This window comes from Methylobacterium sp. Leaf469 (assembly GCF_001424745.1).
Lineage (GTDB): Bacteria > Pseudomonadota > Alphaproteobacteria > Rhizobiales > Beijerinckiaceae > Methylobacterium.
Window position 1 is genome coordinate 1 of record NZ_LMRE01000044.1, and the last position, 26,631, is coordinate 26,631.

Annotated in this window: 21 protein-coding genes and 1 pseudogene; 6 read left to right on the forward strand and 16 right to left on the reverse strand. The window is 69.9% G+C overall.

Translation table 11 applies throughout. The annotated features are described in order from the left end of the window. Both ASG60_RS23875 and pgeF read right to left on the reverse strand, forming a co-directional pair. Positions 1–167, reverse strand: a pseudogene (locus ASG60_RS23875) (porin family protein); the annotation flags it as partial. Between the two features lie 262 nt (positions 168–429). Beyond that, on the reverse strand, positions 430–1,197 hold the full coding sequence (gene pgeF, locus ASG60_RS19185) for a peptidoglycan editing factor PgeF (protein ID WP_056387222.1): 768 nt from the start codon (positions 1,195–1,197) through the stop codon (positions 430–432). A 182-nt stretch (positions 1,198–1,379) separates the two neighbouring features. On the opposite strand from pgeF, the gene ASG60_RS19190 reads away from it, so the two are divergent. From ASG60_RS19190 to ASG60_RS19200, 3 genes are all read left to right on the forward strand, one after another. Then, entirely contained in the window at positions 1,380–1,955 is a 576-nt protein-coding gene (locus ASG60_RS19190) for a hypothetical protein (protein WP_082531840.1), read from the forward strand. Between the two features lie 419 nt (positions 1,956–2,374). After that, on the forward strand, positions 2,375–3,466 hold the full coding sequence (locus ASG60_RS19195; RefSeq protein ID WP_056267601.1) for an aromatic ring-hydroxylating dioxygenase subunit alpha: 1,092 nt from the start codon (positions 2,375–2,377) through the stop codon (positions 3,464–3,466). Positions 3,467–3,516: 50 nt separating this feature from the next. Continuing rightward, positions 3,517–4,590 (forward strand): MBL fold metallo-hydrolase, encoded by a 1,074-nt coding sequence (locus ASG60_RS19200; RefSeq protein WP_056387224.1) that lies wholly within the window; start codon positions 3,517–3,519, stop codon positions 4,588–4,590. Between the two features lie 108 nt (positions 4,591–4,698). Here ASG60_RS19200 and hslU read toward each other — a convergent pair whose 3' ends face one another. From hslU to ASG60_RS22965, 7 genes are all read right to left on the reverse strand, one after another. Continuing rightward, positions 4,699–6,012, reverse strand: a complete 1,314-nt coding sequence (hslU, locus tag ASG60_RS19205) for an ATP-dependent protease ATPase subunit HslU (protein ID WP_056387226.1) — start codon at positions 6,010–6,012, stop codon at positions 4,699–4,701. Next, positions 6,012–7,133, reverse strand: a complete 1,122-nt coding sequence (locus ASG60_RS19210; RefSeq protein ID WP_244476719.1) for a hypothetical protein — start codon at positions 7,131–7,133, stop codon at positions 6,012–6,014. The genes hslU and ASG60_RS19210 overlap by 1 nt, the downstream gene beginning before the upstream one ends. 91 nt (positions 7,134–7,224) lie before the next feature. Continuing rightward, a complete protein-coding gene (locus ASG60_RS19215; protein ID WP_056387228.1) occupies positions 7,225–8,895 on the reverse strand; it encodes a methyl-accepting chemotaxis protein in 1,671 nt (556 codons plus the stop codon). Positions 8,896–8,984: 89 nt separating this feature from the next. After that, a complete protein-coding gene (hslV, locus tag ASG60_RS19220; protein WP_056175741.1) occupies positions 8,985–9,512 on the reverse strand; it encodes an ATP-dependent protease subunit HslV in 528 nt (175 codons plus the stop codon). A gap of 120 nt (positions 9,513–9,632) precedes the next feature. Further along, entirely contained in the window at positions 9,633–10,655 is a 1,023-nt protein-coding gene (locus ASG60_RS19225) for an HD domain-containing phosphohydrolase (protein WP_056175746.1), read from the reverse strand. 172 nt (positions 10,656–10,827) lie between these two features. After that, positions 10,828–11,442: a TadE/TadG family type IV pilus assembly protein gene (locus ASG60_RS22260; RefSeq protein ID WP_056175749.1), complete on the reverse strand. Its 615-nt coding sequence runs from the start codon at positions 11,440–11,442 to the stop codon at positions 10,828–10,830. Beyond that, the gene (locus tag ASG60_RS22965) at positions 11,436–11,954 is read right to left on the reverse strand and encodes a TadE/TadG family type IV pilus assembly protein (RefSeq protein ID WP_056175753.1); all 519 of its coding nucleotides are present in this window, start codon (positions 11,952–11,954) and stop codon (positions 11,436–11,438) included. The genes ASG60_RS22260 and ASG60_RS22965 overlap by 7 nt, the downstream gene beginning before the upstream one ends. Positions 11,955–12,321: 367 nt before the next feature. Here ASG60_RS22965 and ASG60_RS19240 point away from each other — a divergent pair, with 367 nt between their 5' ends. Together ASG60_RS19240 and ASG60_RS19245 are read left to right on the forward strand one after the other, a co-directional pair. Continuing rightward, the gene (locus ASG60_RS19240; protein ID WP_056175756.1) at positions 12,322–13,779 is read left to right on the forward strand and encodes a TadE/TadG family type IV pilus assembly protein; all 1,458 of its coding nucleotides are present in this window, start codon (positions 12,322–12,324) and stop codon (positions 13,777–13,779) included. Next, positions 13,776–16,505: an ATP-binding protein gene (locus tag ASG60_RS19245; RefSeq protein WP_244476720.1), complete on the forward strand. Its 2,730-nt coding sequence runs from the start codon at positions 13,776–13,778 to the stop codon at positions 16,503–16,505. The genes ASG60_RS19240 and ASG60_RS19245 overlap by 4 nt, the downstream gene beginning before the upstream one ends. A gap of 12 nt (positions 16,506–16,517) precedes the next feature. Here the strand turns inward: ASG60_RS19245 and ASG60_RS19250 are convergent, their stop codons facing one another. From ASG60_RS19250 to ASG60_RS19275, 6 genes are all read right to left on the reverse strand, one after another. Next, positions 16,518–19,169, reverse strand: a complete 2,652-nt coding sequence (locus ASG60_RS19250; protein WP_056387230.1) for an ATP-binding protein — start codon at positions 19,167–19,169, stop codon at positions 16,518–16,520. Positions 19,170–19,464: 295 nt separating this feature from the next. Beyond that, positions 19,465–20,586 carry an AAA family ATPase gene (locus tag ASG60_RS19255; protein WP_056267622.1) on the reverse strand — a complete coding sequence of 374 codons (1,122 nt, stop codon included), beginning with the start codon at positions 20,584–20,586 and terminating at the stop codon, positions 19,465–19,467. Next, entirely contained in the window at positions 20,583–21,509 is a 927-nt protein-coding gene (gene hemF / locus ASG60_RS19260) for an oxygen-dependent coproporphyrinogen oxidase (protein WP_056387231.1), read from the reverse strand. The genes ASG60_RS19255 and hemF overlap by 4 nt, the downstream gene beginning before the upstream one ends. A 55-nt stretch (positions 21,510–21,564) precedes the next feature. Then, the gene (locus ASG60_RS19265) at positions 21,565–21,837 is read right to left on the reverse strand and encodes a YiaA/YiaB family inner membrane protein (RefSeq protein ID WP_056175765.1); all 273 of its coding nucleotides are present in this window, start codon (positions 21,835–21,837) and stop codon (positions 21,565–21,567) included. Between the two features lie 48 nt (positions 21,838–21,885). Next, positions 21,886–22,563, reverse strand: a complete 678-nt coding sequence (locus ASG60_RS19270) for a PspA/IM30 family protein (protein WP_056387233.1) — start codon at positions 22,561–22,563, stop codon at positions 21,886–21,888. An 87-nt stretch (positions 22,564–22,650) separates the two neighbouring features. Next, positions 22,651–23,130, reverse strand: coding sequence for a tRNA (cytidine(34)-2'-O)-methyltransferase (locus ASG60_RS19275; RefSeq protein WP_056267630.1), 480 nt, complete (start codon positions 23,128–23,130; stop codon positions 22,651–22,653). 154 nt (positions 23,131–23,284) lie between these two features. Here ASG60_RS19275 and ASG60_RS19280 point away from each other — a divergent pair, with 154 nt between their 5' ends. Continuing rightward, positions 23,285–25,150 carry an ABC transporter ATP-binding protein gene (locus tag ASG60_RS19280; protein ID WP_056387236.1) on the forward strand — a complete coding sequence of 622 codons (1,866 nt, stop codon included), beginning with the start codon at positions 23,285–23,287 and terminating at the stop codon, positions 25,148–25,150. On the opposite strand, the gene ASG60_RS19285 is transcribed toward ASG60_RS19280, so the two are convergent. Further along, positions 25,129–26,355, reverse strand: a complete 1,227-nt coding sequence (locus ASG60_RS19285) for a GGDEF domain-containing protein (RefSeq protein WP_347379661.1) — start codon at positions 26,353–26,355, stop codon at positions 25,129–25,131. The genes ASG60_RS19280 and ASG60_RS19285 overlap by 22 nt on opposite strands. Between the last annotated feature and the right edge of the window lie 276 nt (positions 26,356–26,631).

A 26,631-nucleotide genomic window follows, 5' to 3' on the forward strand; every position in this document is an offset into this window, starting at 1 on the left:
TCGAAGCCGTAACCGGCGTTGAAACCGGCGTAGAAGCCCGTCCAGGTGAACACCGGCACCGGCACGAACACCGGCGGAGCCGCACGGCGCGGAAGGTCGGCGGCGAAAGAAGAACCGGCGATCAGGATGCCGGCGAGCGCGGTGGCGCCGCGAAGAATGGATTTCATAGTATGGTCCTCTACCAATTCGCCCCGCCGCTCCTTTTGGAGGCATCCGGTGCAGTTCCCCGTCTTTAGTCCAGTCGACCGGAAGAAGCTGTGGCTTTGCGAACACGTCGCTTGCCGGGAAGGCGGCCCCATTGTGGCAGTGCCCGCCTCGATCTTCTGGCAACTCGCCGGGCTAACGCGCGCCAATGGCCAAGGTTCAGCCCTCGACGCGATTCGTTGCATCAAAAGTTCTGCCAGATTGTCGCACCTCGCCCCAAGGTGATCAGACGAGGGTGATGGCCGAGATCAGCCGGCCGTAATCGGCCTCGTGGCGGTGGGTCGCGCGGCGGAAGCTGTAGAAGCGCTCCGCGTCGGCATAGGTGCAGAGCCCGAGACTGGAGGCCTGGACGATGCCGGCCTCGGCCAGGCGGGCGGCGATGAACCCCGGCAGATCGAACTGCGCGTGGTCGGGCCGTTCTCCGGCACCCAGGAACGCTTCGCATCCGGGGGCTTCGACCCGGAAGCGCGCGATGAAGTCGGGGCCGACCTCGTAGGCGGCCTGCGCGATCGTCGGCCCGAGCACGGCGACGATGCCGGACCGGCGCGCGCCCAACCCTTCCATACCCTGGACCGTCGCCTCGATCACGCCCGTGAGAGCGCCTTTCCAGCCGGCATGGGCGGCGCCGACGACGCCATTCTCCGCGTCGGCGAACAGGATCGGTCCGCAATCGGCCGTGGCGATTCCGAGCGCGAGGCCGCGCACCCGCGTCACCATGGCGTCGGCCTGCGGCCGCACCGCGTGGGGAATGGGGGCCTCCACCACCACGGCCTTCGCGGAATGAACCTGATACAGGCTGGCGAGGTTCTCCGGTGCCACGCCGAGGGCCGTACACATCCGGCACCGGTTCTCGGTGACACGCGCCGGATCGTCGGCCGAGCCGAGGCCGCCGTTGAGGGAGGCGTAGAGCCCGTCCGAGACGCCGCCCTCCCGGGTGAAGAAGGCGTGGCGCAGGCCCGGCAGGGCCCGCAATTCTGGGGCTTCGAGGAACATGGTCGTTGGCTCCGGCGACGGGGAGGCCTCGATACCCTGTTCCGGACAGCGCGACGACCATCCCGGCATTCGCCGGGTGCCACCCCAAACATCCGAGCAGCCCGTAACGGTTCGCGCGCCGAATTTCACACTTCGTTAAGCATATTTTGATCGGATGCTCGCGAAAGCCGAGGACACATCCGATGTCGGAACCCGCCCGCCAATTCCCGCCCAACGATCAGCCGGGTCGTCCCCAGCCGGGTCCGCTCCGGGATTGGCTCGCCGCGATGAAGGCGGTGACGGCCACCCACGCGGCGCAGGCCTCGCGCCCCGCCGGCATGCCGCAGCCCGTCGAAGAGGTGGCCGAGCCGCAGGCCGAGACCCCGGCCTGGACCCCCCGCGTCGTCGCACCGAGCGCGGCGACGCCGGCGCCCCTCGTCGATTCCGAAACCGATCTCTCGGACCTGATGGCCGAGAACCTGATGCTGAAGGCCAAGCTGAAGGTCGAGTTTGAGCGCTACGACAGCCTCCAGGCAGTCCTGGCGGACGAGCTGCGGGGCCTGCGTGGCCATGTCGAATCCGAAATGCAGGCCCTCGACGAGGTCCGCGCCGAGCGCGATCAGCTCAAGGCCCTCACGGCCGCCGCCGCCAGCGAAATGCGCGAAATGCGCACCAAGATCAACGCCAACGCCGAGGAGCTCGCTCAGGCCCGCTCGGAGCGGGATCTCTGGATGGCCCGGGCCGAGACCCTGGCCCAGCCCTTGTTCCAGCGTCGCTGAACCGACATCCAAGGCAAAGCCGCAGGCTCGTCTTCAGGCAGGCCGCAGGCGCGCCAGACAGGCCGAAGGCCCGCCCCTTTCGGGGCGGGCCTTCCATTGCCGGACCACTCGTTGTCCGGCCGATCCCTTGTTCTTCCCGCCGAGGCGCTAGTAGGCAGCGCCGGAGGCGACGGTCCAGGTCAGGGTGGCCGGGGAGAGCGGCTGATGACAATGAGACACTGGATCACCTCCTTTCGTTCGTTGCGACTGAGGGCAAGGTAGGGGTCGGATCGGGGTTTGAAAAGGGCCCCGGTTGCGCCCTTCCGCCGCTCCCCTCCAGACCCGGGCGGGCCGAGGTGGACTTGAAGTCGACTGGCCACGGCGAGGCCCCAAGTCTAAGACGCTGGCACCCGCCCGGGAGGGCGTGCCCGGAACCCGCCATGTCCGCCAGCCCCAGCCCGCGCGCTCCGGCGCCCGACGAGGCCGCCCTCGATCCCGATGCCATGCGCCAGCCGCTCGGCGACGCGTGGTACTGCGTCGCCCGCTCCGACGGTCTGAAGCCCGGCAGCCTCAAGGCGGTGGAACTCAACGGCGAGCAGATCGTCCTCGGCCGCGACACCGCCGGAGCCGCCTTCGCACTCCGGGATCGCTGCCCCCACCGCGGCATGGCCCTGTCGAAGGGCCGCTTCGACGGCGGCGCCCTGACCTGCCCGTTCCACGGCTGGCGCTTCGGCACCGACGGGCGCTGCCGCGACGTGCCGACCCTGTCCTCCTCCGACGCCGCCGATTTTTCGAAGATCGCGGTGCAGCGCTTCCCCGTCCGCGAGAGCGCGGGCTTCGCCTGGGTCAATTCGTATCTTGGGAGCCCGTCCGGCACCGACGTGCCGGCCCTGCCCGAACTCGGGTTCGAGGCCGCCGGCCGTGTCGTCATCGAACTCGTGGTCGAGGCCTCGTTCGATCTCACCACCTTGAGTCTCGTCGATCCCGGCCACGTCGCGTTCGTGCACGATTCCTGGTGGTTCCGCCCGTCGAAGGAACTGCGCGAGAAGGTGAAGACCTTCACGCCGACGCCGCACGGCTTCACCATGACGAGCCACGCCACCACCACGAGTTCGCCGGTCTATCGGCTGCTCGGCGGCGCCCCGGCGGTGGAGATCGAGTTCCGCCTGCCCGGCGTGCGGCTGGAGCGGATCGTGGCGGGGGCCAAGCGCGTGGCGAACTACACCTTCGCCACGCCGCTCACCCACAACCGCACCCTGCTGACCAACGCCCTGTACTGGAACATGCCGGCGCTGAACCTGCTGAAGCCCGTGGCCCGCCCGCTGATGCGCCAGTTCCTGACCCAGGACCAGCAGGTGCTCCAGCACGCCCAAGCCGGCCTCGACCGGAAGCCCACCATGGTGCTGTTCGGCCAGGGCGATCTGCCCTCGCAATGGTACTTCCGCCTGAAGCGCGAGGCCCTCGCCGCCGCCCGCGAGGGCCGGCCGTTCCGCAATCCCCTAGCGACGCAGGAACTGCGCTGGCGCTCTTGAACCGCAGCGTGGCCGCTTGAACGGCCGCGTGCACCAGCCATCTCGGGTGGATGAAGCGCAACGATCTGATTACGGCCCTCAGCGCCGCCACGGTGATGACCCTCGGGGGCGTCGGCTATGCGGCGCACAAGCGCACGCGCAACCCGTATTACCGGGGGCCGAAGAGCGATCATTTCGACGGCCTGCGCTTCCACGGGCCGGACCAGCCCGCCGACAAGGATCTCTCGGACATCGCCCGCTGGCGCCGCCGGCGCGGCATCGACAGTCCGGTGCGGGCCCTGTGGCCGAAGCACCATCCGAGCCCGTTCCGAGACCGGCCGCCCGAGCGGTTCGCGGGACTGCGCGTCACCCTCATCGGGCACGCAAGCTACCTGTTCCAGGTGGCGGGGCGCAACATCCTGGTCGACCCGGTCTACGCGAACCGGGCCAGCCCGGTGCGGTTCGCGGGCCCCAAGCGCGTCAACCCGCCCGGCATCGCCTATGCCGATCTCCCGCCCATCGACGTGGTCCTGATCACCCACAACCACTACGACCACCTCGACGGCCCCACCGTCGCGCGCCTGTGGCAGGCGCATCAGCCGCTCATCCTGGCGCCGCTGGGCAACGACGCGATCCTGCGGGCCTACGACGACACCATGCATGTGGAGACCCGCGACTGGGGCGAAGCGACCGACCTCGGCGGCGGCCTCACGGTGCATGTCACGCCGGCCAATCATTGGTCGGCGCGCGGGCTCAACGACAAGCGCATGGCTTTGTGGTGCTCGTTCGTGCTGACGACGCCGGTGGGCGTGCACTACCATTCGGGCGACACCGGATTTCGCGGCGGGGCGATCTTCGCCGAGGCCCGCACCCGGTTCGGGCCGCCGCGCCTCGCCACCCTGCCCATCGGCGCCTACGAGCCGCGCTGGTTCATGCGCGACCAGCACATGGACCCCACCGAGGCGGTGGCGGCCGGCCTGCTCCTCGGCGCCGACCAGATGATCGGCCACCATTGGGGCAGCTTCCAGCTCACCGACGAGGGGATCGAGCAACCCGTCGAGGCCCTGGCGGTGGCGTGCGCCGAGAACGGGATCGCGCCGGAGCGCTTCCGGGCGTTCCGGCCGGGCGAGGTCTGGCAGGGCTGACGCCCTGCCACCTTACAGGACGAACCGGCTGACGCCCTGCCGCCTCACAGGACGAACCGGCTGACGCCCTGCCGCCTCACAGGATGAACCGGCTGACGCCCTACCGCCTCACAGGATAAACCGGCTCAGGTCCGCGTTCGCCGCCAGGCTCTCGACCCGCGCGCGGACGTAGGCGGCGTCGATGGGCACGGTCTCGCCGGACCGGTCGGTGGCGGTGAACGAGATCTCGTCGATGACGCGCTCCAGCACCGTCTGGAGGCGGCGGGCGCCGATGTTCTCCACCGAGTTGTTCACGTCCACCGCGACCTTGGCCAGGGCATCCACCGCGTCGTCGCTGAATTCGAGGGTCACGCCCTCGGTCTGCATCAGCGCCACGGTCTGCTTCAGCAGGCTCGCCTCCGTGGTGGTGAGGATCTGCTTGAAATCCTCCACCGTGAGGGGCTGCAGCTCGACGCGGATCGGCAGGCGCCCTTGCAATTCCGGCAGGAGGTCGGACGGCTTCGAGACGTGGAAGGCGCCGCTGGCGATGAACAGGATGTGGTCGGTCTTCACCGGCCCGTGCTTCGTCGCCACCGTGGTCCCCTCGATCAACGGCAGCAGATCGCGCTGCACGCCCTCGCGGGACACGTCGGCGGACGAGCGACCCTCCTTGGCGCAGATCTTGTCGATCTCGTCGAGGAAGACGATGCCGTTGTCCTCGACCTCGCGGATCGCCTCCTGGGTGAGGGATTCGGTGTCGACGAGCTTGTCGGATTCCTCGGCGAGCAGGGGCGCGTAGGCCTCCTTCACGGTCATCCGCCGGGGCTTGCCCTTCTGGCCGCCGAGCGCCTTTCCGAGCATGTCGCCGAGGTTGACCGCGCCCATGGACGCACCCGGCATGCCCGGGATCTCGAACATCGGCAGGCCGCCGGACGGGTTGCCGCTGAGTTCGATCTCGACCTCCTTGTCGTCGAGTTCGCTCGCCCGCAGCTTCTTGCGGAAGCTGTCGCGGGTGGCCTGACCGGAGGTAGGGCCGACCAGAGCATCAAGGATGCGGGCCTCGGCCGCCGCCTCGGCCTTGGCCTTCACGGCGCGGCGCTTCTCCTCGCGCTTCAGGCCGATGCCGACCTCGACGAGGTCGCGCACGATCTGCTCCACGTCGCGGCCGACATAGCCGACCTCGGTGAACTTCGTGGCCTCGATCTTGAGGAACGGCGCGCCGGCCAGGCGCGCGAGGCGGCGGGCGATCTCGGTCTTGCCGCAGCCGGTGGGGCCGATCATCAGGATGTTCTTCGGCGCGACCTCTTCGCGAAGCGGGCCGGTCAGTTGCTGGCGGCGCCAGCGGTTGCGCAGCGCGATGGCGACGGCGCGCTTGGCGTCGGCCTGGCCGACGATGAAGCGATCGAGTTCCGAAACGATCTCGCGGGGGGAGAAACTGGTCATCACGCTCCGATCGGGTGCGGCAGCCGGGCTGCCCAGGGGCGGGGGAGGGCGCGCAGGATTCGGGCCCGCAGGGGATGCCAGCCGGCGCTCAGAAGAAGGATGAAGGTGCCGAGGGCGAGGAGCGCCAAGGGCAGAACGTTGCCCGTGATTCCGATCTCACGCAGGAGGGCGTCGAACGAAAGGCCGGCATAGACCAGGCTCGACACGAGAATCGCCCGCCGGTCCGTCACAAGGGCAACGCAGGCTAACCCGAGGACGATGGCGAGAATTGGAAAGGCCAAGCCGATCTGCGAGGTGTTCCCATTCGCGACAGCGCTGAGTACCGGATGGACGATCATCGGGGCCGCAAGGAGGTGGAGCCAAAAGGCGATGTCGGTCCGGCGCGTCAACCGCCGGGGATCCGACAGGTCGAAACGCATCGCGAGCGCGAAGGTCCCGAGGCCCGCGGCACTCAGCAGCCAGGGCAGCCGGTCGTAGGCGAAGAACGGATCGACGGCGGCGACGAGACCAAGGAGCAGGCCGATCAGGGCCGCCGTTCCCGCCGCGATGGTGATGGGCACCTTGAAGCGCCAGTAATGCAGCCCCACGAGAAGCAGCGTGACGAGGCCGGCACCAATCAACGGCCGCGCTTCCGGATGACCGCGAAACACGAGATCGAACAACGTCGTCCCCCGTGAGGCCTCCGTATCCGGATCGACCAGTGTGAAGCCGGCGGCGTTATAGGTCGCCAGTGCGAAGACCACGAGTAGGACGATGCTCGGCAAGGCCATGCGTCTGCGTCGCGTGAAGAACTCCGCGAGCACCCAGGCCTCGATGGCGACTAGACCGTAACCGCCGACCGGCCCCAGCCGATCTATCCCGAGATAACCGGTGGTGCCGAAGAACAGTACGAGGCCAAGGGTCACAAAGATATCGGCGAACCCCGTGACGAAGCGCAGGCGCTCGTCGTCGCGGGGCTCGTCCTGGGCGGCGACGTCCTCGCGCGCCAATCGGTCGAGGGCCAAGGCCTGATCGTCGGTGATGATCCCGCGTGCCACCCCGGCGCGCAGGAGCACCGCATGATTCGGCAGCGGGCCGTCGCCCGGGAGGGCGAGGGCGGAGGCGGTCGGGGGCTGTTCCACGCTGCCGACTTAAGCGCGCCGGGGCTGCCTTACCAGGGTGCGGCCGGGCTCACGCCGCCCGGACGCGGGCTCACGCCGCCCGGACGCGGGGTCAGGCCGCCCGGATGGTGCCGACGAAGCCCGTGACCTCGCCGTCGAGGGTGGTGGTCTGGCGCGCGAGTTCGGCCGCCGCGCCGAGGACCCGGGCCGCGCCCGTGCCGACTTCGGCCGCGGCGGCGCGCACCTGCCCCATGGTCCGGGTCACCTCCTGGGTGCCGTGGGCGGCGTCGGAGATGCTGCGGGCGATGGCCTGGGTGGCGGTCTGCTGCTCCTCGACGGCGGCGGCCACCCCCTGGGCGATGCCGTGGACGCTGCCGATGGTGGTCCCGATCTCCGCGATGGCCTCGACGGTCTCGCGGGTCGCGGCCTGGATCGTGGCGATCTGGGCGGTGATCTCCTGTGTCGCCTGGGCGGTCTGGGACGCCAGGTCCTTCACCTCGGCGGCGACCACGGCGAAGCCGCGCCCGGCCTCGCCGGCACGGGCCGCCTCGATGGTGGCGTTGAGGGCGAGAAGATTGGTCTGGCCGGCGATGTTCGAGATCAGGGCGACGACATCGCCGATGCGGGCGGCGCTGCCGGCGAGCACGTCGACCCGCGCATGGGTGCGCCGGGCGCTCTCCACGGCGCCGGCGGCGGCGGCCGAGGTGTGCGCCACCTGCTGGCCGATGGCGTCGGCGGTGGCGGCGAGTTCCTCGGTCGCCGCCGCCACCGCCTGGACGTTGAGGGCGGTGGCATTGGCCGCCTGCATGACGGCGCTCGACTGGGCGTCGGCGTGCTCGGCGTTGCGGGCCATCGTCCGGGCGGTCTCCTCCAGGGCGGCGGCCGCCCCCGACAGGGTGCCGACGAGGCCGCCGACGCTGCCCTGGAACCGATCGGCGAGGTCGACCCGATCGGCCCGGCGCCGCGCGCTCGCATCCGTGGAGGCCCGGTCCCCATCGATCCGCAGGGTCTCGGCCTGCCGCATGGCGGTGGCGAACACCGCCATGCTGCGCTGGATGTCGCCGATCTCGTCGCGGCGCGGCGTCATGGCGGCGAGCTGGTGATCGCCTTCGGACAGGCGCCGGATCGCGGCGGCGACGCCCACCAGGGGGCGGGCGATCTGACTGTTGCCGACGCCGACGCCGATGAGCAGGCAGGCGAGGGGCCCCCCGATCGCGAGGGCGACGAGGAGCACGATGCGCTGATCGTAGAGGCTGTCGGTGGCGCGCTCGATGGTGGTGAGGCGGGACAGGCTGTCGGCCACCAGGGCGTCGATGCTGTCCTGGTAGGCCTGCCGATTGGCGCGGTTCGCTTCCGTGAAGCCCTGGTCGGCGGCGGCCTTCGGCGAGACCTCGGTGCCGAGGCGCGCGGTCTCGAGGCGCAGCGGCGTGAAGGCGGCGGCCCCTTCGGCCACCTTGGCGAACAGCGCCTCCTCGGCCGGCGTGAGGCGGGCCGGCCAGGCCGCCAGGACCGCGTTCATGTCCGTGAGGTTCTGGCGCAGGCGCGCGGCGTATTTCACCGCATCGGCGGTGTCCTTGGCGGCGTAGATCCCGCGGGACTCGAGGGCGATGGTGGTGACGTGGCGGTTGAGCCGGGCGGCGTCGAGGGCGCGCTGGGTCGCGAGACGCCCCTGCTCGATGGCGGTGTCGAACGCCCGCAGGGTGAAGACCCCGACGCCCGCCACGAGAAGCGTCACCGCGCTGCAGGCGATGACGAACGCCAGAATCTTCGCCCTGATCCGCATGATCTACGACTCCCCAGAACAGCTTTTGGCGTCAGTTTGGGGGGAATCTCGGAAAGGTTCGTTAATCGTACGAGACTTCGCTCAGTCCATCATGCATCCAAAGCCTCGATGACGAGACTGTGATTCGTATAGACGCAGATTTCGGCCGCGATCCCCATCGCCCGCCGGACGATGGTTTCTGCGTCGTGCTGTCCATCTTCGAGGGCGCGGGCGGCGGCAAGGGCGTAGTTGCCACCCGAACCGATGGCCATGACGCCGTGCTCCGGCTCGAGGACATCGCCGGACCCCGAGAGCAGCAGGCTGACCTCGCGGTCGGCGACCAGCATCATGGCTTCGAGGCGGCGCAGGTAGCGGTCCGTGCGCCAATCCTTGGTGAGCTCGACGCAGGCGCGGGTGAGCTGGCCCGGATACTGTTCGAGCTTGGCTTCCAGCCGTTCGAACAGCGTGAAGGCGTCGGCCGTGGCGCCGGCGAAGCCGCCGATCACCGCGCCCTTGGCCAGCCGCCGCACCTTGCGGGCGTTGCCCTTCACGATGGTCTGGCCGAGGCTGACCTGACCGTCGCCGCCGATGACGACGCGCCCGCCCTTGCGCACCATCAGGATCGTCGTCGCGTGCATCTGCGGCGGGCCGCCGGATTCGTGTGCCGAGCTCGTCCCGTATGCCAAGTGGTCTCTCCCGTGTGCGTGTCCGGCCGGGAGATAGGTCGTCGGGCCGCCGGGCGCCAACCGGGGACGGGATCAGGCCGGCGTCCCACCCTTCGGCAGCATCCGGGCGAAGGCCGCGACGCAGGCGGGGTCGAAATGCGAGCCCGCGTTGGCCAGGATGTGGTTGAGGGCTTCCCGCTCGCTCCAGGCCTTCTTGTAGGGCCGGTCGGAGGTGAGGGCGTCGAACACGTCGGCCACGGCGACGATGCGGCCCGACAGGGGAATCGCCTCGCCGGCGAGGCCCGCCGGGTAGCCGCTGCCGTCCCAGCGCTCGTGGTGGGTGGCGGCGATCTCGGCGGCGCGCTGCATGAGGAGGGACGACGAACCCTCGAGGATGCGACGGCCGCGCTCGGCGTGGCGCTCCATCTCGGTGCGCTCTTCGGGCGTCAGGGGGCCGGGTTTCAGCAGGATGGTGTCCGGCACGCTGATCTTGCCGACGTCGTGCATGGTCGAGGCGAGGCTGAGCTGCTCGACCTCGGCGTCGGGCAGGTCGAGGCCGCGGGCGATGAGGGCGACGAGCCCGGCCACCCGCGCGACGTGGTTGCCGGTCTCGTTGTCGCGATGCTCGGCGGCCTTCATCAGCATCAGCACGATCTCGCGCTCGCGGGCGGCGATGAGGGCGGTGGCCGCCTTGACCTCGCGGTCGAGCCAGGCGGCGCGCTCCCGTTCTCCGATGCGGGCGCGGTTGAGGGCGAGCAGGTTCGACACCCGCGCGCGGATCTCGATGGGGTCGAAGGGCTTGGCCAGGAAATCCGTGGCGCCGGCCTCCAGGGCCTCCCGGCGCAGGCTGCGCTGGTCGAGGCTCGTCACCATCACCACCGGAACGTGCTCGAAGCCCGGCACGGCGCGGGCGGCGCGGATGAACGCGACGCCGTTCATGCCCGGCATGTCGTAATCCGAGATCGCCAGCCCGATGGCGTCGGCATTGGCGGCGACGAAGGCCAGGGCGTCCGCCGGCCGCGTGAAGTCGCGCACGGTGCAGTCCGGAATCGTCCGGATGGCCTCGGCCATCAGCATGTTGTTCAGGGGGGCGTCGTCGAGGACGAGAACGAACATCGCGTGGCCTTGAGATCCCGGACCGCCATCGTACGCCCGGGGGCCGAGCCCCCGCCGTGCCGTGCGGCCGCGCTCGTTTTCTGGACTATCGGCGCCGTCTTGGCTGCCCGTCGCATGCCACAGGGTGAATGAAATCTTCCGGCCGGCGCCATTTCGCTTCACCGGACGGGCCTCAGGGCGGGCAGGGCAGCCCACCCGGCAGCACGATCTCGGGACTTTCGCTGGCGTAGCGCCGGCCGTAGCGCACGGGCCACAGGGTCTTGCGCACGAGGTCGAGGCCCGACACCGCGTCCCGGAACACGCCCGGCCCCGAGACGGGCCGGTAGGTGCTGGTGATCTCGACGAGGATGAGCCGGGTGCCGGCGGGCTGGGTCGCCTCGGCGTCGCTCACCGGCGCCGGGGCCTCGGGCGCGCGCAGGGGCGAACCGGACGCCGCCGCGCTCGAGCACACCCGCAGGGGCCCGGGCTCGGTGCCGCCGGGGACGCCGACGGCGCTGATGGTGATGCGGACCCCGTCGGCGGCGTAGGGCGCGAGAACGATGGCGGCCGCCCGGAAGATGTCCTCGACCTCCGCCGAGGTCGGACGGGTGCGCTGGGACAGGGTATCGCCGATGGTGCGGGACAGGATGTCGAGCTTGCGCGCGTGGCGCAGGACGTTGGTGATCTCGACGGTGCCGAAGTAGAGCAGCAGCAGGACCGGGATCAGGAGGGCGAACTCGACGATGGCCACGCCGTCGCGTTGCCCGGCGAGGCGACGCGCTGCGCTCCGTGCGGCCCGGCTCAGCATCCGCTCGCGACGGGGGAATTGCCTTCGAGCTGGATCACCGCCGCCGCATTGATGAGGCGGCTGCCGTCTCGGAACTGGCCCGGGGCGATCCCGAAGGGCTGGAACGTGTGCTGGGCCAGCGCCGCCTGGACCACGACGACGCTGCCCTTCAGCAGGCACCCGTGCTGGGTCCCGAAGCCCGGCCGCCAATCCTTCGTGGCGGCATCGACCGGAGAGGCGCGGTCGACGCTGGCGAAGCTGTCGTAGGCAGCGACATCGACCTTGAGGGCGTCGCATTTCACGAAGGGCGCGACCTGCCGGCACAGCTCCGTGCGGACCCCGTCGAGGGGCGAGCCGCCCGAGCCGTCGGCGCGGACGTAGAATTGCCGCATCGCGCTGTCGAGGCCGTTGTCGAGGGACGCCGTGATCCAGTGCACGAGGGCGTTCTCGAGGACGAACAGAATGACCACGAAGAGCGGGACGATCACCACGGCGAACTCGACGGCCGCGGCCCCGCCGGTGTCCCGGCGCAACCGCCCGGCCAGACCCCGGACTCGCCGATGCGCCCCGACGGGACGTGTCTCGCCCGCGTGCCCGGCCTCCGTTGCATCCGGAGCCGCGCAGCTTCGTGTTCGGCGGTGAGCGGCGGGCGGAAACACGGGCGTGAGGGGAACCTGCGCGCGGCGCGACGGCGACACGCTCGCAACGGGATCGCATGGCGGCGGTTAATTCACCGTTCGCGCCAGCATCGATCCGCCGACGATAACGTGTTCGTTATCCGATAACCTTAAAATTTATCAGGTTGGATGTTCGAAGTTGTCTCGTCTCGGCGGCGCAACTTCGCGAGGTTTATTCAATCTCAACCGGTCCGTGCCCATTCCTAGGCATGGGAGCTGAAAGATGAGCCGGTCGTTCGCCGAATTCGCCAGGGACAAGCGCGGCGGCATCGTGTTGATCTTCGCGCTGCTGCTTCCCGTCGTGACGGGGATGAGCGCCGCGGCCGTGGAATACGGGTCCCTGGTCAAGCGCCGGTCCGAGCTCCAGCGCGCGGCCGACAGCGGCGCCATCGCGGGCGTCAACCAGTTCAAGCTCGCCAACACCGACGATGCCAGCGCGGTCCGCACCGCCATCGCCATGGCCCGCGCCCAGGCCGGGAACCAGCGTCCCGTCGCGGCGGCGGCGGAGGTGGTGGGTACGCATTCCGGCGTGCGCGTCACCCTCTCGGAGACCATCGTCCTCACCCTCGGCCGGCTCCTGAACCTGCCGAGCCTGGACGTCCGGGTCCAGTCGACAGCCAAGCTCGCCGGCACCACCCGCCTGTGCCTCCTCGCCCTGGACGGCCTGTCCATGGGCGCGTTCCACCTCGAGAGTGCCGCGCGGATCACCGCCTCGGATTGCTCGCTCTACTCGAACTCGATCAATCCCGCCGGCATCCAGGGCGAGAACGCCGCTGTGGCGCAGGCCATCTCGATCTGCTCGGCCGGCGGCTATGCCGGTCGGGCGAACTTCTCACCCCAGCCCGCCACGGGCTGTCCGGTCATGCGCGACCCCCTCGCGCACCTCCCGGCTCCGAGGATCGAGCCGTGCCTCGACCTCGGGAGCCTGCTCAACCCGAAGAAGTACGTCGAGGACCCCGACAATCCGGCCTACGGCAAGAACATCGTCACCACCGTGGCGACCCTGAATCCGGGAACCTATTGCGGCGGCCTCCACATCACCAAGGGCGCGACGGTGACGCTCCGGCCGGGGGTCTACGTGATGAAGGACGGGCCCCTGGTGGTCGACAAGAAGAGCTCCCTGGAGGGGGTCAACGTCGGCTTCTACTTCACCGGCCCGCGGGCGGGCCTGCTGTTCGACGAGAAGAGCGTCATCAGCCTTACCGCGCCCAAGGAAGAGCCCATGCGCGGATTGCTGTTCTTCGAGGAGCGGAACCTCGTCGCCGAGGCCGTGTCCAGCTCCCTCGTCGGCTCCCTCCTCGGGGGCGTCGGCGGCGTCGTCAACGGCGTCGGCAGTCTCGCCACGGGTGTGGTCGGCCTCGTGGTGGAACTCCCGCCGCCGCTGGGCGGCAAGGGCAAGCCGAAGCCGCCGCCCGGCGGGCCGCTGCCGTTGCGCGAATACCGCATTATCAGCGACGAGGCGCGGACCCTGCTCGGCACAATCTACCTGCCTTCGGGTCGGCTCATCATCGATTCGAAGAGGCCGGTGGCCGATCAATCCGCCTACACGGTGATCATCGCCCGGCTCATCAACCTGTACGACGGCCCCAACCTCGTCCTCAACGCCCGGTACGGCGCCACCGACGTTCCGGTGCCCCGGGGCGTCGGCCCGAGTTCGGCCAACACGGAGCTCTCCCAGTGACCGCGCCGGCCGCGACCGCGCGCCCTCGGCGCCTGCCCGTGTTCCGCTCCCTCGCGGGGCGGCTGGCGCTGGCGGTGTTCGCGTCCGTCGCCCTCGCCCTCGCGGCGGCGGCGGCGTTCAACCTGTGGCAAGAGGTCCATCGCTACGCCGAGGCCAAGCGCGACGCCCTCTCGACCATCGCGCAGGTCTTCGCCGCGTCGAGCGCCCGGGCCGTCTCCGAAGGCGATTCCGCGGAGGCGACGCGCACGCTCAGCGCCATCGCCCGCCGGCCCGACCTCGTCTACGCGGGCATCGAGCGCCCGGACGGCTCGACCCTGGCGGACCAGGGGCTCGCCATCCGCCTCGACAGCGACGTCGACCTCGATGCCGGCGGCTCGCCCCTGTGGCTGCTCGGCAGCCGGACCGCGCAGGTGCGCGTCGCGATCCTGCATGCCGGCCTCACCGTCGGAACCCTCGTGCTCGTCGCCGACACCACCGACCTGATCGACCGGCTCCTCGCGATCCTGAAGGCGTCGGCTCTGGCCTCGGCCCTGGCGCTGGCCCTCGGCCTCGCCGTCTCGTACGGCCTGCACCGCTCCATCACACAGCCCATCGCCGAACTCGCCGCCACCATGGACCGGGTCCGCGCGGCCGAGGATTACGGCGAGGTCGCCCGCATCGTGCGCGACGACGAGGTCGGCGTGCTGGCTCGCACCTTCAACACCCTGCTGGGCACCGTGCGCGAGCGCGGCGACCGCCTCGCCCGCCACATGGAGCGCCTGGAAAGCGACATCGCCGCGCGCACGGCCGACCTGCACGAGGCCAAGGAGGCGGCCGAAGCCGCCAACGGCGCGAAATCGTCCTTCCTCGCCACCATGAGCCACGAGATCCGCACGCCCCTGAACGGCATGCTGGTGATGGCGGAACTGCTCGCCGCCGCCGACCTGCCCGACCGGCAGAAGCGCTACGCCGAGGTCATCGCCCGTTCGGGCCAGAATCTGCTGGCCATCATCAACGACATCCTCGATTTCGCGAAGGTCGAGGCCGGCAAGATCGACCTCGAGCGCATCGCACTCGCGCCCGCCGAGATCGTCGATACGGTGGTGTCGCTGTTCGCCGAGAAGGCCCGCGAAGCGAATCTCGATCTCGCGGCCTTCATCGCGCCCGACGTGCCCCGTCAGATCGTCGGCGATCCCGTGCGCCTGGGGCAGATCCTCTCGAACTTCGTCAACAACGCCCTGAAATTCACGCCGCAAGGCCACGTGCTGGTGCGCCTCGAACGGGCCGGCCCGGACCGCCTGCGCCTCAGCGTGCGCGACACCGGGATCGGCATTCCCGCGTCGAAGGTCGGCACCATCTTCTCGGCCTTCTCGCAGGCCGACCAATCCACCACACGCCGCTTCGGCGGCACCGGCCTCGGCCTCTCCATCGCCCACCGCCTCGCGCTGGCCATGGGCGGCACCATGGGGGTCGACAGCGTCCTGGGCGAGGGCTCGACCTTCTGGGCCGAACTCCCCCTGGAGGCCGTGGACGATGCGGTCAGGGCAGATCGGCGCGCCGACGGCGTCCCGGAATTCGTCGTCGTGGCGCATGCGGGCGCCGCCAGCGTCGCGAGCCTGTGCGAGCGCCTGGTCGCGGCCGGCTTCGTGCCGGTCGCCGCCGATGCGCCGCAGGCCGCGACCGCCCACTGGATCGCCGATGCGGCCGATCTCGTCGCCCTCGGTCGCCGTCCGTCGGCGACGGGCCGGGTGCTCGCCATCGCCCGCATGGGCGATCCGGCCGCCGGCACGGTGCTGGGGGCGGGCTTCGCCGACGACCTCCTGCGCTGGCCCGTGGTCCAGGACGAATGGGACCGGGCCCTCGGCGCCCTGGCCAGCGGCGCCCCCTTCGCCGCAGCGGCGCGGACCGCGCTCGCCGGTGCCGCCCTGGCGCAGTTCCCCGGCGCGCGGGTGCTGGTGGCCGACGACAGCGCCGTCAACCGCGAGGTCGCCTGCGCGGCCCTGGCACGCTGCGGCATCACGCGGATCGTCACGGTGGTCGACGGGCGCGAGGCCGTGGAGGCGTGCCGCGCGCAGGCGTTCGATCTCGTCCTCATGGACGGCAGCATGCCGGTGCTCGACGGCTACGACGCCGCCCGCGCGATCCGGGCCGAAGAGGCTTCGTCCGGCCGGCGCATCCCCATCGTGGCGCTCACCGCCCACGTGATCGGCGCGGCGGCCGAGGCCTGGCGCGACGCCGGCATGGACGGCACGCTGACCAAACCCTTCACCCTGGCGGCGCTCGCCGCGATGCTGTCGCGCGTTCTCGATCCCGAGGCGATGAGTTCCGATGCAATCGCGCCCGATGACCCCGGTGCCGAGCCCGATGGCCTCCTCGACGACGAGGTGGTGAACGGCCTCGTCGAAATGGCACTATCCGCCGGCAGCGGGTTCGCCGAGCGCATCGTCGCCCTCTACGCCGAGCACGCCCCCGTCGCCCTGGTGGAGATCGCGGCGGCTTGCGCGGCGGGCGACGCGCCCGCGCTCGCCAGTGCGGCCCACAGCCTCAAGTCCATGAGTCTGAACATCGGCGGCCGGGCCCTGGCGGCACGCCTCGCCGTCCTGGAGGAGGACGCCCGCTCGGGCGGTGTCCCGCCCGACGCCGAGACCCTGGCGGCCATCGAAATCCTGACCACCGACACCCTGGCGGCGATCACCGAGCGGATGCGGGTGCCGGAGGCGTCGGGACCGGATTCCGTCGCTGCGTGAAGCGCATCGGCGTCAGTTGCGGCGCTCGACACCCGCATGGACCGACGCGTGGCTTGGCGGCTGTGCCGCCACCCGCAAGGCATGCCTCGCCGATCTCCGGGCCAGACCACGGGCTTCGTCCAACAGGTCCTGGAAGACCGCCGATCCTTCGCTGGCGATCCGTTGCTCGCTGCAGAGCTCCACGGCATGGCAGGCATTCGAGAGCGCGAGGAAACCCAGCGTGCCGGCGGACGACACACAGGTATGCGCTTCGAAGCGCAGCTGATCCCGGTCCGCCGCGGTCTCCCCGGCCGTGGTGAAGCGCGCGTCCAGTTCCTCGGCGAGCATCCCCAGGGCGTCGTGGACGGGCCCACGGCCGATCACGCCGATCATGGCGTCGTAGGCGCTTCGGTCGAGCAGGTTCAAATCCTCGCCGCTCCGATCGACGCCCGTGGCAAGCGGGTCGGATTGGGTCGTCCGGGCCGGCGCCCGCGACAGCCACCGATCGATGATGCGATAGAGGTCCGCCCGGGCGAAGGGCTTACCCACGTGATCGTCCATGCCGGCCGCCCGGAACATCCGGATCTGGTCCGGCAGCACGTTGGCGGTCATCGCCAGGATGGGGATCGTGGCCGCTTCGGCCCCGAGCGCACGGATGTGCCGGGTCGCCGTCATGCCATCCATACCCGGCATCTGCACGTCCATCAGGATCAGATCGTAGCACCCTTCGGCCACGGCGCGGATGGCGGAGGCTCCGTCCGCAACGATCTCGACGGCATGGCCCGCGACCTCGAGGACCGCCCGGGCGAGGTCCTGGTTGATCCGGTTGTCCTCCACGAGGAGGATCCGCCCGGGCCGCTGCGCGATGGGGGGGCAACTGGCGCGCGGCGCCGACGGTTCGCCGGTCCCGAGCGGCAGTGTCAGGGCGAACCAGAACCTTGCACCCATGCCCTCCTCGGAGCGGACGCCGATCTCGCCGCCCATGAGGTCGACCAGCTGCTTGCAGATGGCAAGGCCGAGGCCGCTCCCACCGAAGTTCCGCTCGATGGAGCCGTCGATCTGCGAGAAGCGCTGAAACAGTCGATCCTGCTTCGCGCGGGCGATGCCGATGCCCGTATCCTCCACGCTGAAGCGCAGGCGCTCGCCGGTTTCCCCTGTACCCTCGTACTGGGCATTGAGTGTCACGGAGCCGTGCGCCGTGAACTTGATCGCATTGTTCAGGAGGTTCAGCAGGACCTGCCGGAGACGCGCCTGGTCTCCGTTCAGGCTTGGGGGCAAAGCGGAGTCGATCATCGCCCTGACATCCAGGCCCTTCTGGTCCGCGGAGCCTCGAACGATGCTGAGGCAGTTGTCGATCAGCACCCGTGGATCGAAAGCCTGCCGGTCCAGCACGACGGCTCCGGCCTCGACCTTCGAGAAGTCCAGGATGTCGTTGACGATCGTCAGCAACGCCGACCCGGAGGTGCGTACGAGTTCGGCCTGGTGCCGGAGGTCCGGGGGAAGCCGATCCGAGGCGATCATCACGTCGGTGAAGCCGATGATCGCATTCAGGGGCGTCCGGATCTCATGGCTCATGGAGGCCAGGAACTCGGTCTTGGCGAGGCTCGCCCGCTCGGCCTCCCGCTTGGCCGTTTCGGCATCATGCGTCCGGGCGGCGACCCGCTCGCTCAGGGTGGCGTTCAATCCGCGCAGCTCCGTCTCGCTCGCCCGAAGCGCCCGCTCGGCGGCATCGCGCGCGGTGTCGTCCCGAAGCGTCATGACGGCGCCGATCTGCCGTCCGTCACGGGTCAGCAGCGGCCGGGCGCTGCCGATGCCCAGCACTTCGGTGTCGTCCGGCCGCCGGACCCGCCAGCGGGCATCCAGGACCGTCTCGCCCCGGACGGCACGTGCCAGGGGCAGGTTCTGCGAATCGTAGGGCGCACCGTCCTCGGTGAAGACGCGGTAGGCGTCGCTGTACTGATCGGGCGTCACGTCGAGATGGACCGTCCCGAGAATCCTGCCCGCTGCTTCGTTGACGAGGGTGATGCGGCCGTTGCCGTCGGTGACGATGACCCCCTCGACGAGTTGGCCCAGGATGGCATCGTGGGTCGAGTCCAGGGCTTCACGGTAGCGCGCCTCGCTCTCGGCCGCCGCCTGCTCGGCGTTCCTGCGGGCGGCGACATCGAGGGCACGTTGCTCGGCGGCGGCTTCTCCGGCCCGCAAGGCGCCGCGGAGGCGCAGGTGAGCCACGACGACGCGCGCTAGATCCTCGAGTTGGCGTGCCTCCGCATCGGTGAGGGCCCGAGCCTTCGTGCCGATCAGGCACAGGGTGCCGACCCGGACTCCCGGTCGCAGGATCAGTGGGGCGCCCGCGTAGAAACGGATATGCGGCGCGCCCGTGACAAGGGGATTCGAGGCGAATCGAGGGTCGTTCTCCGCGTCTTCGACCACCATGACCGCGTCCGAGAGGATGGCATGACTGCAGAAGGACACCGCGCGCGACGTGCCTTCCAGGGCCAGACCGCACTTGGCCTTGAACCACTGCTCGTGTTCATCGACGAGGGTGACGAGGCAGATCGGAACGCCGAACAGTGCCTGAGCCGTCCGGCAGACGGCATCGAAATGCGGCTCCGGCGGCGTCCCGACGAGGGCGAGTGCACGAAGATCGGCCAGACGGTCGGCTTCGTTCGGCGTGGTTGCAGTCATGGACGGCCATCAACCCAAGGTGATTATTTCGCACAACCATTCGGCATCGGCGATCGGAAGTACAGGAACGTAAATGTGTTCTGCGATACAGCTCGATCATGTGTTGAGTTCCGCGGAGCGTCGGCGTCGATCCGGACGCAAGCGGTCCATGAATTCATTGGTTTATATCCGGTCGTGGCGAGGATTTGATGAGCTGGCCGCTCGTCTTCGGACAGACTTTGGTCGGGCAACAATCCCGCATGTCCGCAACCTTCGCGATTGGCTTCACGAGGCGTTCTTGCCGCGTCGCGCGGTCCTACATCACCACCGTGATCGCCTGCGCCGCCCGGGTCAGGCCGGTGTAGAGCCAGCGCGCCCTGTGCTCGCGGAACGCGAAGGATTCGTCGAACAGGACCACGCTGTCCCATTGCGAGCCCTGCGCTTTATGGACGGTGAGCGCGTAGCCGTAGGTGAACTCGTCGGTCTCACGGCGGAGGAAGGCCGGGATCTCCTCCTCGGAGCCGGACATCACCGCGCGCAGCACCTTGATGTCCACGGGGCGGCGGCGGAGCGCCGGATCGTCGTCCGGCACCACGTCGAGGCGGATCGTGTCGGGGCGCTGGGCCGCGCGCTGGGCCTGCACCGTCCAGGTCGAGCCGTTGAGCAGGCCCTTGGTGCGGTCGTTCCGGAGACAGACGAGCTTCTCGCCCACCGCCGGCATCGGGTCGGTGTGGCCGGCGATCTCGCGCAGGCGATTGTTGTAGAGCCGCCGGGTCTTGTTCATGCCGACGAGCACTTGGTCGGCCGCGATCACTTCGTTGGGGTCGAGGCTGCGCCGGGAGACCACGCGGCTGCGGCCGTACTCGCCGAGGGTGAGGCGGCCGCCCTCGCGGATCGTCATCGCCATGCGGACGATGGGGTCGTCGGCGGCCTGGCGATGGACCTCCGTGAGCATCACGTCGGGCTCGGCCTCGGTGAAGAAGCCGCCGCCGCGCACGGGCGGCAGCTGCGCCGGATCGCCCAGCACCAGCACGGGCTTGTCGAAGGACAGGAGGTCGTTGCCGAGGTCGGAATCCACCATGGAGCACTCGTCGATGATGACGAGTTCGGCCTTGGCGATGGGCCCGGTGCGGTTGAGGGTGAAGGCGGGGCCGCCGTCCTCCGTCTCCTTGGTGCGGTAGATCAGGCTGTGGATCGTCGCCGCGTCGTGGCAGCCCTTCGACCGCATCACCGAGGCCGCCTTGCCCGTGAAGGCGCCGAACACCACGGTACCGTCGACGTCGTCGGCGATGCGGCGGGCCAGCGTGGTCTTGCCGGTGCCCGCATAGCCGAACAGGCGGAACACCTGGGCGCCCCCGCCCTTGCGCCAGTCGGCGATGGCTTTCAGCGCCGCATCCTGCTGCGGCGCGAACCGGGTCGGCAGCGCGGTCTCGCTCACGGCCAGCGCACGGTCGGCGGCAGGGACGACAGGATCGACGCGACGTTGCCGCCGGTCTTGAGGCCGAAGATGGTGCCGCGGTCGTGCAGCAGGTTGAACTCGACGTAGCGCCCGCGCCGGACCTGCTGCTCCAGCCGGTCCGCCTCCGTCCAGGGCGTGCCCATGTTGGCGCGCATGATCGCCGGATAGGCCTCGAGGAAGGCCCCGCCCACGTCGCGGGTGTAGGCGAGATCCGCCGCCGGATCGCCGGTCCAATGATAATCGTAGAAGATCCCGCCGATGCCGCGCGGCTCCTTGCGGTGCGGCAGATAGAAGTACTCCTCGCACCACGCCTTGTAGCGGGCGTAGTCGGCGGCCGGCGCATGGGCGTCGCAGGCCGCCTTCATGGCGGCGTGGAAGGTGAGCGTGTCGGGGTCGTCCTGGTTGCGCCGGCGGTCGAGGACCGGCGTCAGGTCGGCGCCGCCGCCGAACCACGTCCGCGTGGTGGCCACGAACCGGGTGTTCATGTGGACCGTGGGCGCGTTCGGGTTCCACGGATGGGCGATGAGCGAGATGCCGGTGGCGAAGAAGCGCGGATCCTCCGCGGCCCCCGGCATCTGCGCCCGGAACTCCGGCGCGAACTCGCCGTGCACCGCCGAGACGTGGACGCCGGCCTTCTCGAACACCCGCCCCTTGAGGATCGCCATGGTGCCGCCGCCGCCGGGCTTGCCGGTGTGATCCGTGCGCTCCCAGGGCGTCTTCTCGAATCGTCCGGCCTCGGCCGGCGCGTCCTCGTGGAACGGCCCCGTCGCCTCGTTCTCCAGGGTCTCCAGGGCGGCGACGATGCGGTCGCGCAGGGTGGTGAACCACGCCGTCGCCTCGCCCTTGAGGGCCGTCAGCGCGGCTTCGGGCAGGGGCGTGAAGGGCGTGTCGGGGCGCGTCATGGCCCCGATGTCCCATATCGATCCCGGCGGTTCAATCCTCGCCGTCGCCTCGCCCTCAATCCTTGCCGACCGACATCAGCAGACGCTCGGTCTTGGCGTCCTCGATGCGGTTGACCATGCGGCGGCCCTCGTGGACGTCGCGGACCGTCTTGGTGGCGGTGATGCACGACTGGACCAGCATGATCACCCCCATGGCGAAGTAGCCCTTCATCCAGATGTCGATGGGCATGAACAGGATGCCGAGCGCCACCATCAGGGCGGCGCCGAGGAACGACGCGTAGGTGAAGGCGACCCAGGCGCCGGAATGCTGCGTGGTTTCGTTGGTCATGGGATCGGTCCTTTTTGAAGGGGGTATTTCGCAGGGCAAGTGCGTGAATCAGGCTTGGGCGGTCGCGCGCTGGCGTAGGCGTTCGAGCACCGCACTTCCCGTCGGACGCGTCGCTTTCCCAAACCCTTCGCGCTCCAAACGCTCGGCGATGTCGGCGCCGGGCTCGGCTTCGGCCAGGGCCGCTTCGGTGTCCGCGGCATGCGCCTGGAGGCTGCGCAGGCGGGCCAGGGTCGCCTCGGCTTCCCGCAGGGTGGCGCGGTCCTCCGGTGCGGCGGCGACGCCGAGGCGGCGGGCGGATTCGGCCGCCGCCGCGATGCGCCGGCCCCGCTCCAGTTCCGCCTGCCGGCGGGTGGCGTCGCTCACCACGGCGCGGATGCGGGTGAGTTCGCGGGCGAACCGCGTCCGCGCGGTGCGGATGGCCTCGGCTTCGGATTCGAGTTCGGCGATGGCGTCGGCGGCGTCCCGGGCGAGGTCCTCGCGGCCGGCGTCGAGGGCGGCGACGGCCCGGTCTTCGAGGTCCCTGGCGCGGCTCTCCACCTCGGCGAGGCGGCGGGCCTCGGACGTGTCGCCGGCCACCGCCGTCGCCAGGGCCATGCGGCTGCGCTCCAGGGAGACGCGGGTCTCGCGGATCTGCTGGTCGAGGATCAGCAGGGCGTTGCGGTCGATGAGGTCTTCCCGGGCCTGGGCGGCGGCGCCACGGGCGAGGGTTCGAAACAGGTTGAACATGGGGCGGTCTCCCGAGCGACGGGCGCTGCCGTCGAGGAGGAGATTGCCACGGATTGAACGGTGTTCAAGTGCGTTTATGCACGGCGTTCAAATAGGCGCTTGCGCGCCGCCCGGGAAACCGTCCGTCTGGCGCAGGCCCTCGCCGAGGATCATGGCGGCGCAGACGGCGACGTTGAGGGAGCGCAATCCGGGCCGGATCGGCACCACCACCCGGGCATCGGCGGCCGCATGGACGGAATCCGGCACCCCGGCGGATTCCCGGCCCATGAGCAGGCAATCGTCCGAGCCGTAGGCGAAGTCGCCGTACGGCAGGGCGCCCTGCGTCGTCGCCAGGACGAGGCGCAGGCCGGCTTGCCGGCGCCACCCGTCGAACGCGGTCCACGAGCGGTGGCGCGTGATCGTCACGTGGTCGAGGTAGTCCAGCCCCGAGCGGCGCAGGTGCCGGTCCGACACGTCGAACCCGGCCGGCTCGATGATCTCGACGGCGATCCCGAGGCAGGCCGCGAGGCGCAGCAGGGTGCCGGTGTTCTGCGGAATATCTGGCTGGTAGAGGGCGAGGCGGAGCATGGGCGACGTCGCAGTTGGGGAAGGGGTGGCTGGCGTATCGGATGGAAGCACCAAGTAAGGCAGGCGGATTCTCGTGCGGCATCGCCTCCGGTTGGCAGGGGCCCTACGCTGCCTAGCTATAAGGGCGCTGCCGCAACCGCATATCGGACATCTCATGTTTCTCGACTGGCTCGAGCGCCGCATCGAACCGTTCGCGCCGTTCGATGACGGGCGCATGCCGCCCAAGACCGTGCTGGGCTTCGCCGGCTTCTACCTGAAGCCCGTGCGGGCGGCGCTCCTCGCCTTGTTCCTGGTGGCGATCGTCGCCGGCACCGTCGAGGCGTCGCTCTACCTGCTCATGGGCTGGTTCATCGACCTCCTCAACACCGCCGATCGGGCGACGTTCTGGGCCGATCACGGCACCAAGATCCTCCTCGCCGCCGGGTTGGTGCTGGTGGTGCGGCCGATCACGATCTGGCTGCACGAGATCCTGTCGAACCAGCTCATCGTGCCCCAGGTGACGAACCAGATCCGCTGGCGCACGCATCTCTACACGCTCGGCCACTCGCTTTCCTATTTCCAGGCGGATTTCGCCGGGCGGCTCGCCAACCGCGTCGTGCAGGTCGGGCCGGCGGTGCGCGAACTCGCCGTCGTGTTCATCGACACGCTCCTGTACGTGGCGATCTACGCCGTGACGGCGGTGGGCCTGTTCGGGTCCATCTCCCTGTGGCTCGCCCTGCCGGTGGTCCTGTGGGTGCTGGCCTACGGCTTCCTCACCCGCTGGTTCGTGCCCCGCGCCCGCACCCGGTCGCTGGTCACGGCCGACACCCGCTCGGCCCTCATCGGGCGCATCGTCGACAGCTACACCAACATCCTCACCGTGAAGCTGTTCGCCCGCGACCGCGAGGAGCGCGCGGCGGTGCGCGACGCCGTCGACATTCACACACGCGCCTACCTGCACCAGTTCCGCCTCGTCAGCTCCACCACCACGGTGCTGGGCGTCCTCAACAGCGCCCTCATCGTCTCCACGGCGGGCGTCTGTCTCGTCTTGTGGCAGCGTGGCGGCATGACCACGGGCGAAGCGGCGGCCGGGCTCGCCCTGGTGCTGCGCCTCATGGCCATGTCGGGCTGGGTGATGCAGACCGTGCGCGGCATCTTCGAGAATGTCGGGGTGATCCAGGAGAGCATGCAGACCATCGCGCGTCCGCACGCCATCACCGACCGGCCCGAGGCCGCCACCCTGCGGGTCACCGGCGGCGACATCCGCTTCGAGGACGTGAGTTTTCACTATGGGCGCGATGATTCCAGCATCATCGAGCGTCTGAACCTCCACATCCGGGCGGGTGAGAAGGTGGGGCTCGTCGGCGTGAGCGGCGCGGGCAAGACCACCATCACGGCGCTGCTGCTGCGCCTGCACGACCTGGAGAGCGGCCGCATTCTGGTCGACGGTCAGGACATCGCCGAGGTCACGCAAGGGTCCCTGCGCAGCGCCATCGCCATGGTGACCCAGGACACCTCGCTCCTGCACCGCTCGATCCGGGACAACATCGCCTACGGACGCCCCGACGCCACCCTGGCGGAGGTCGAGCGGGCGGCGCGTCTGGCGGAGGCCGATACCTTCATCCGCGCCCTCGTCGATCACAAGGGCCGCACCGGCTACGACGCCCAGGTCGGCGAGCGCGGGGTCAAGCTGTCCGGCGGCCAGCGCCAGCGCATCGCCATCGCGCGGGTGATCCTCAAGGATGCGCCGATCCTGATCCTCGACGAGGCGACCTCGGCCCTCGACAGCCAAGTCGAGGCGGCGATCCAGGACAGCCTCGACACCCTGATGCAGGGCAAGACCGTGCTGGCCATCGCCCACCGCCTCTCGACCATCGCGGCGCTGGACCGTCTCCTCGTCATCGATGCCGGGCGCATCGTCGAGGAGGGGACCCATGCGGCCCTCATCCGCTCGGGCGGTCTCTACGCCCGTCTGTGGCAGCGCCAGTCCGGCGGCTTCCTCGGCGAGGCGGCGGCGCCCTACGAGAACGCGGCCGAATAGGCGCCGGACCCGGTATCGGAGTACGCGCCAGAGATCCCGTCTCGCGGTCCGGCATCGCGGTTGGCGGCGTCAGGCAGGACGGGTCGGGCCTCGACGCGGTTCCGGCCCCGGCTCTTGGCGTCGTAGAGCGCGAGATCGGCAACCTTGAGCAGACCGGAGGGCCGAACGCCGCAGGCCCGCGTCGCACCATGTGCGGCGGTGATCCCGACACTGACGGTGACCGTCCGGTCGCGGCCGTTCTTGCGATAGCGGAAGCCGATGGTCTCCACGGCCGCTCGCAGGCGCTCGCCGAAATCGAGGGCGTCTTCCGGAGTGCAGGCGGGAACGAAGGCCATGAACTCCTCGCCGCCGTAGCGGGCGAGGAGGCCCCCCGCCGCCCGCGTCGGCCCGTCGAGGGCGGCCGCGATGGCGGCGAGACAGCGGTCGCCTTCGGGGTGGCCCGCCGTGTCGTTCAGGTCCTTGAAGCGGTCGATGTCGATGGCGACCACGCAGCACCAATCCTCGGCCCCGTCCCACGCCGCAGCCAGGGTCGCGTCGAAGACGCGCCGGTTGGCGAGGCCCGTGAGGGCGTCGATCTCCGACAGGACCTTGAGGCGGGCATTGGCCTGCGTCAGTTCGGCGGCCTGCGCTTCCACGGAGAGCCGCAGGAGGAACGCCTGCTTCTCCTGCCGCTCCCGCGAGAAACTCACCTTGATCGGAACCAGGATCAGGCTCGCCACGAGGAGCGGCAGGCCGTTCCCGGCGAGGTCACCCTCGTGCAGGGCCACCACCCAGCCGAGGTAGAGCGCGAACGAGAGGCCGCAGAACACGAGGCTGTGCCGGAACGACAGGGCGGCGATGAGGCCGACCACGAGGGGCACGATCACCGCGAGGACCATGTAGACGTCGGCATGCCCGTCCGGCACCGTCCGGGCGCCGTTGAGGACGATGGCCATGTCGAGCAGGCTCGTCACCGTCGCCGCCACGGTTCGGCGCAGGGGTGAGGGGCGGTCGTTCAGGGACAGGATCGCCAGGCAGGCGACCGGCGTGAACACCCCGAGGGTGAGGAAGGCCGGAACGGCGAACGCGTCCGGTCCGAACACCTCGTAGTCGAGCTTCAGCGACAGGATGTTGAACAGGATGAAGACGAGGAGCCAGGAGCGGATGTAGGTGCCCGAGCCCGCATCGTCCCCGGCCCGAAACCGCGCTTCGAGGTCGGGCGGCAACGAAAGTCTGTACCAGGGACGAAACCGGTTCGCATCGATTTCGCTCTGTAACATCGGGGCGACACGTCTCTTCCGGCAGTACGACTCGGTTTAATTTCGTACATTTCGCTTGCAGGACCGTAAACGCCGCGCGGCCTTGCATCACGCGATGGTTTTCGGCCGTTCTTTCCCTTCGCGAGAGGCGCGTGTTATGGGGCGGACATGCTGAAGGACCGCGCAAGACTCTACTGCCGTCTCGGGCCGCCATAGGGCGTCCGCACCGGACCGCGTTTCCGC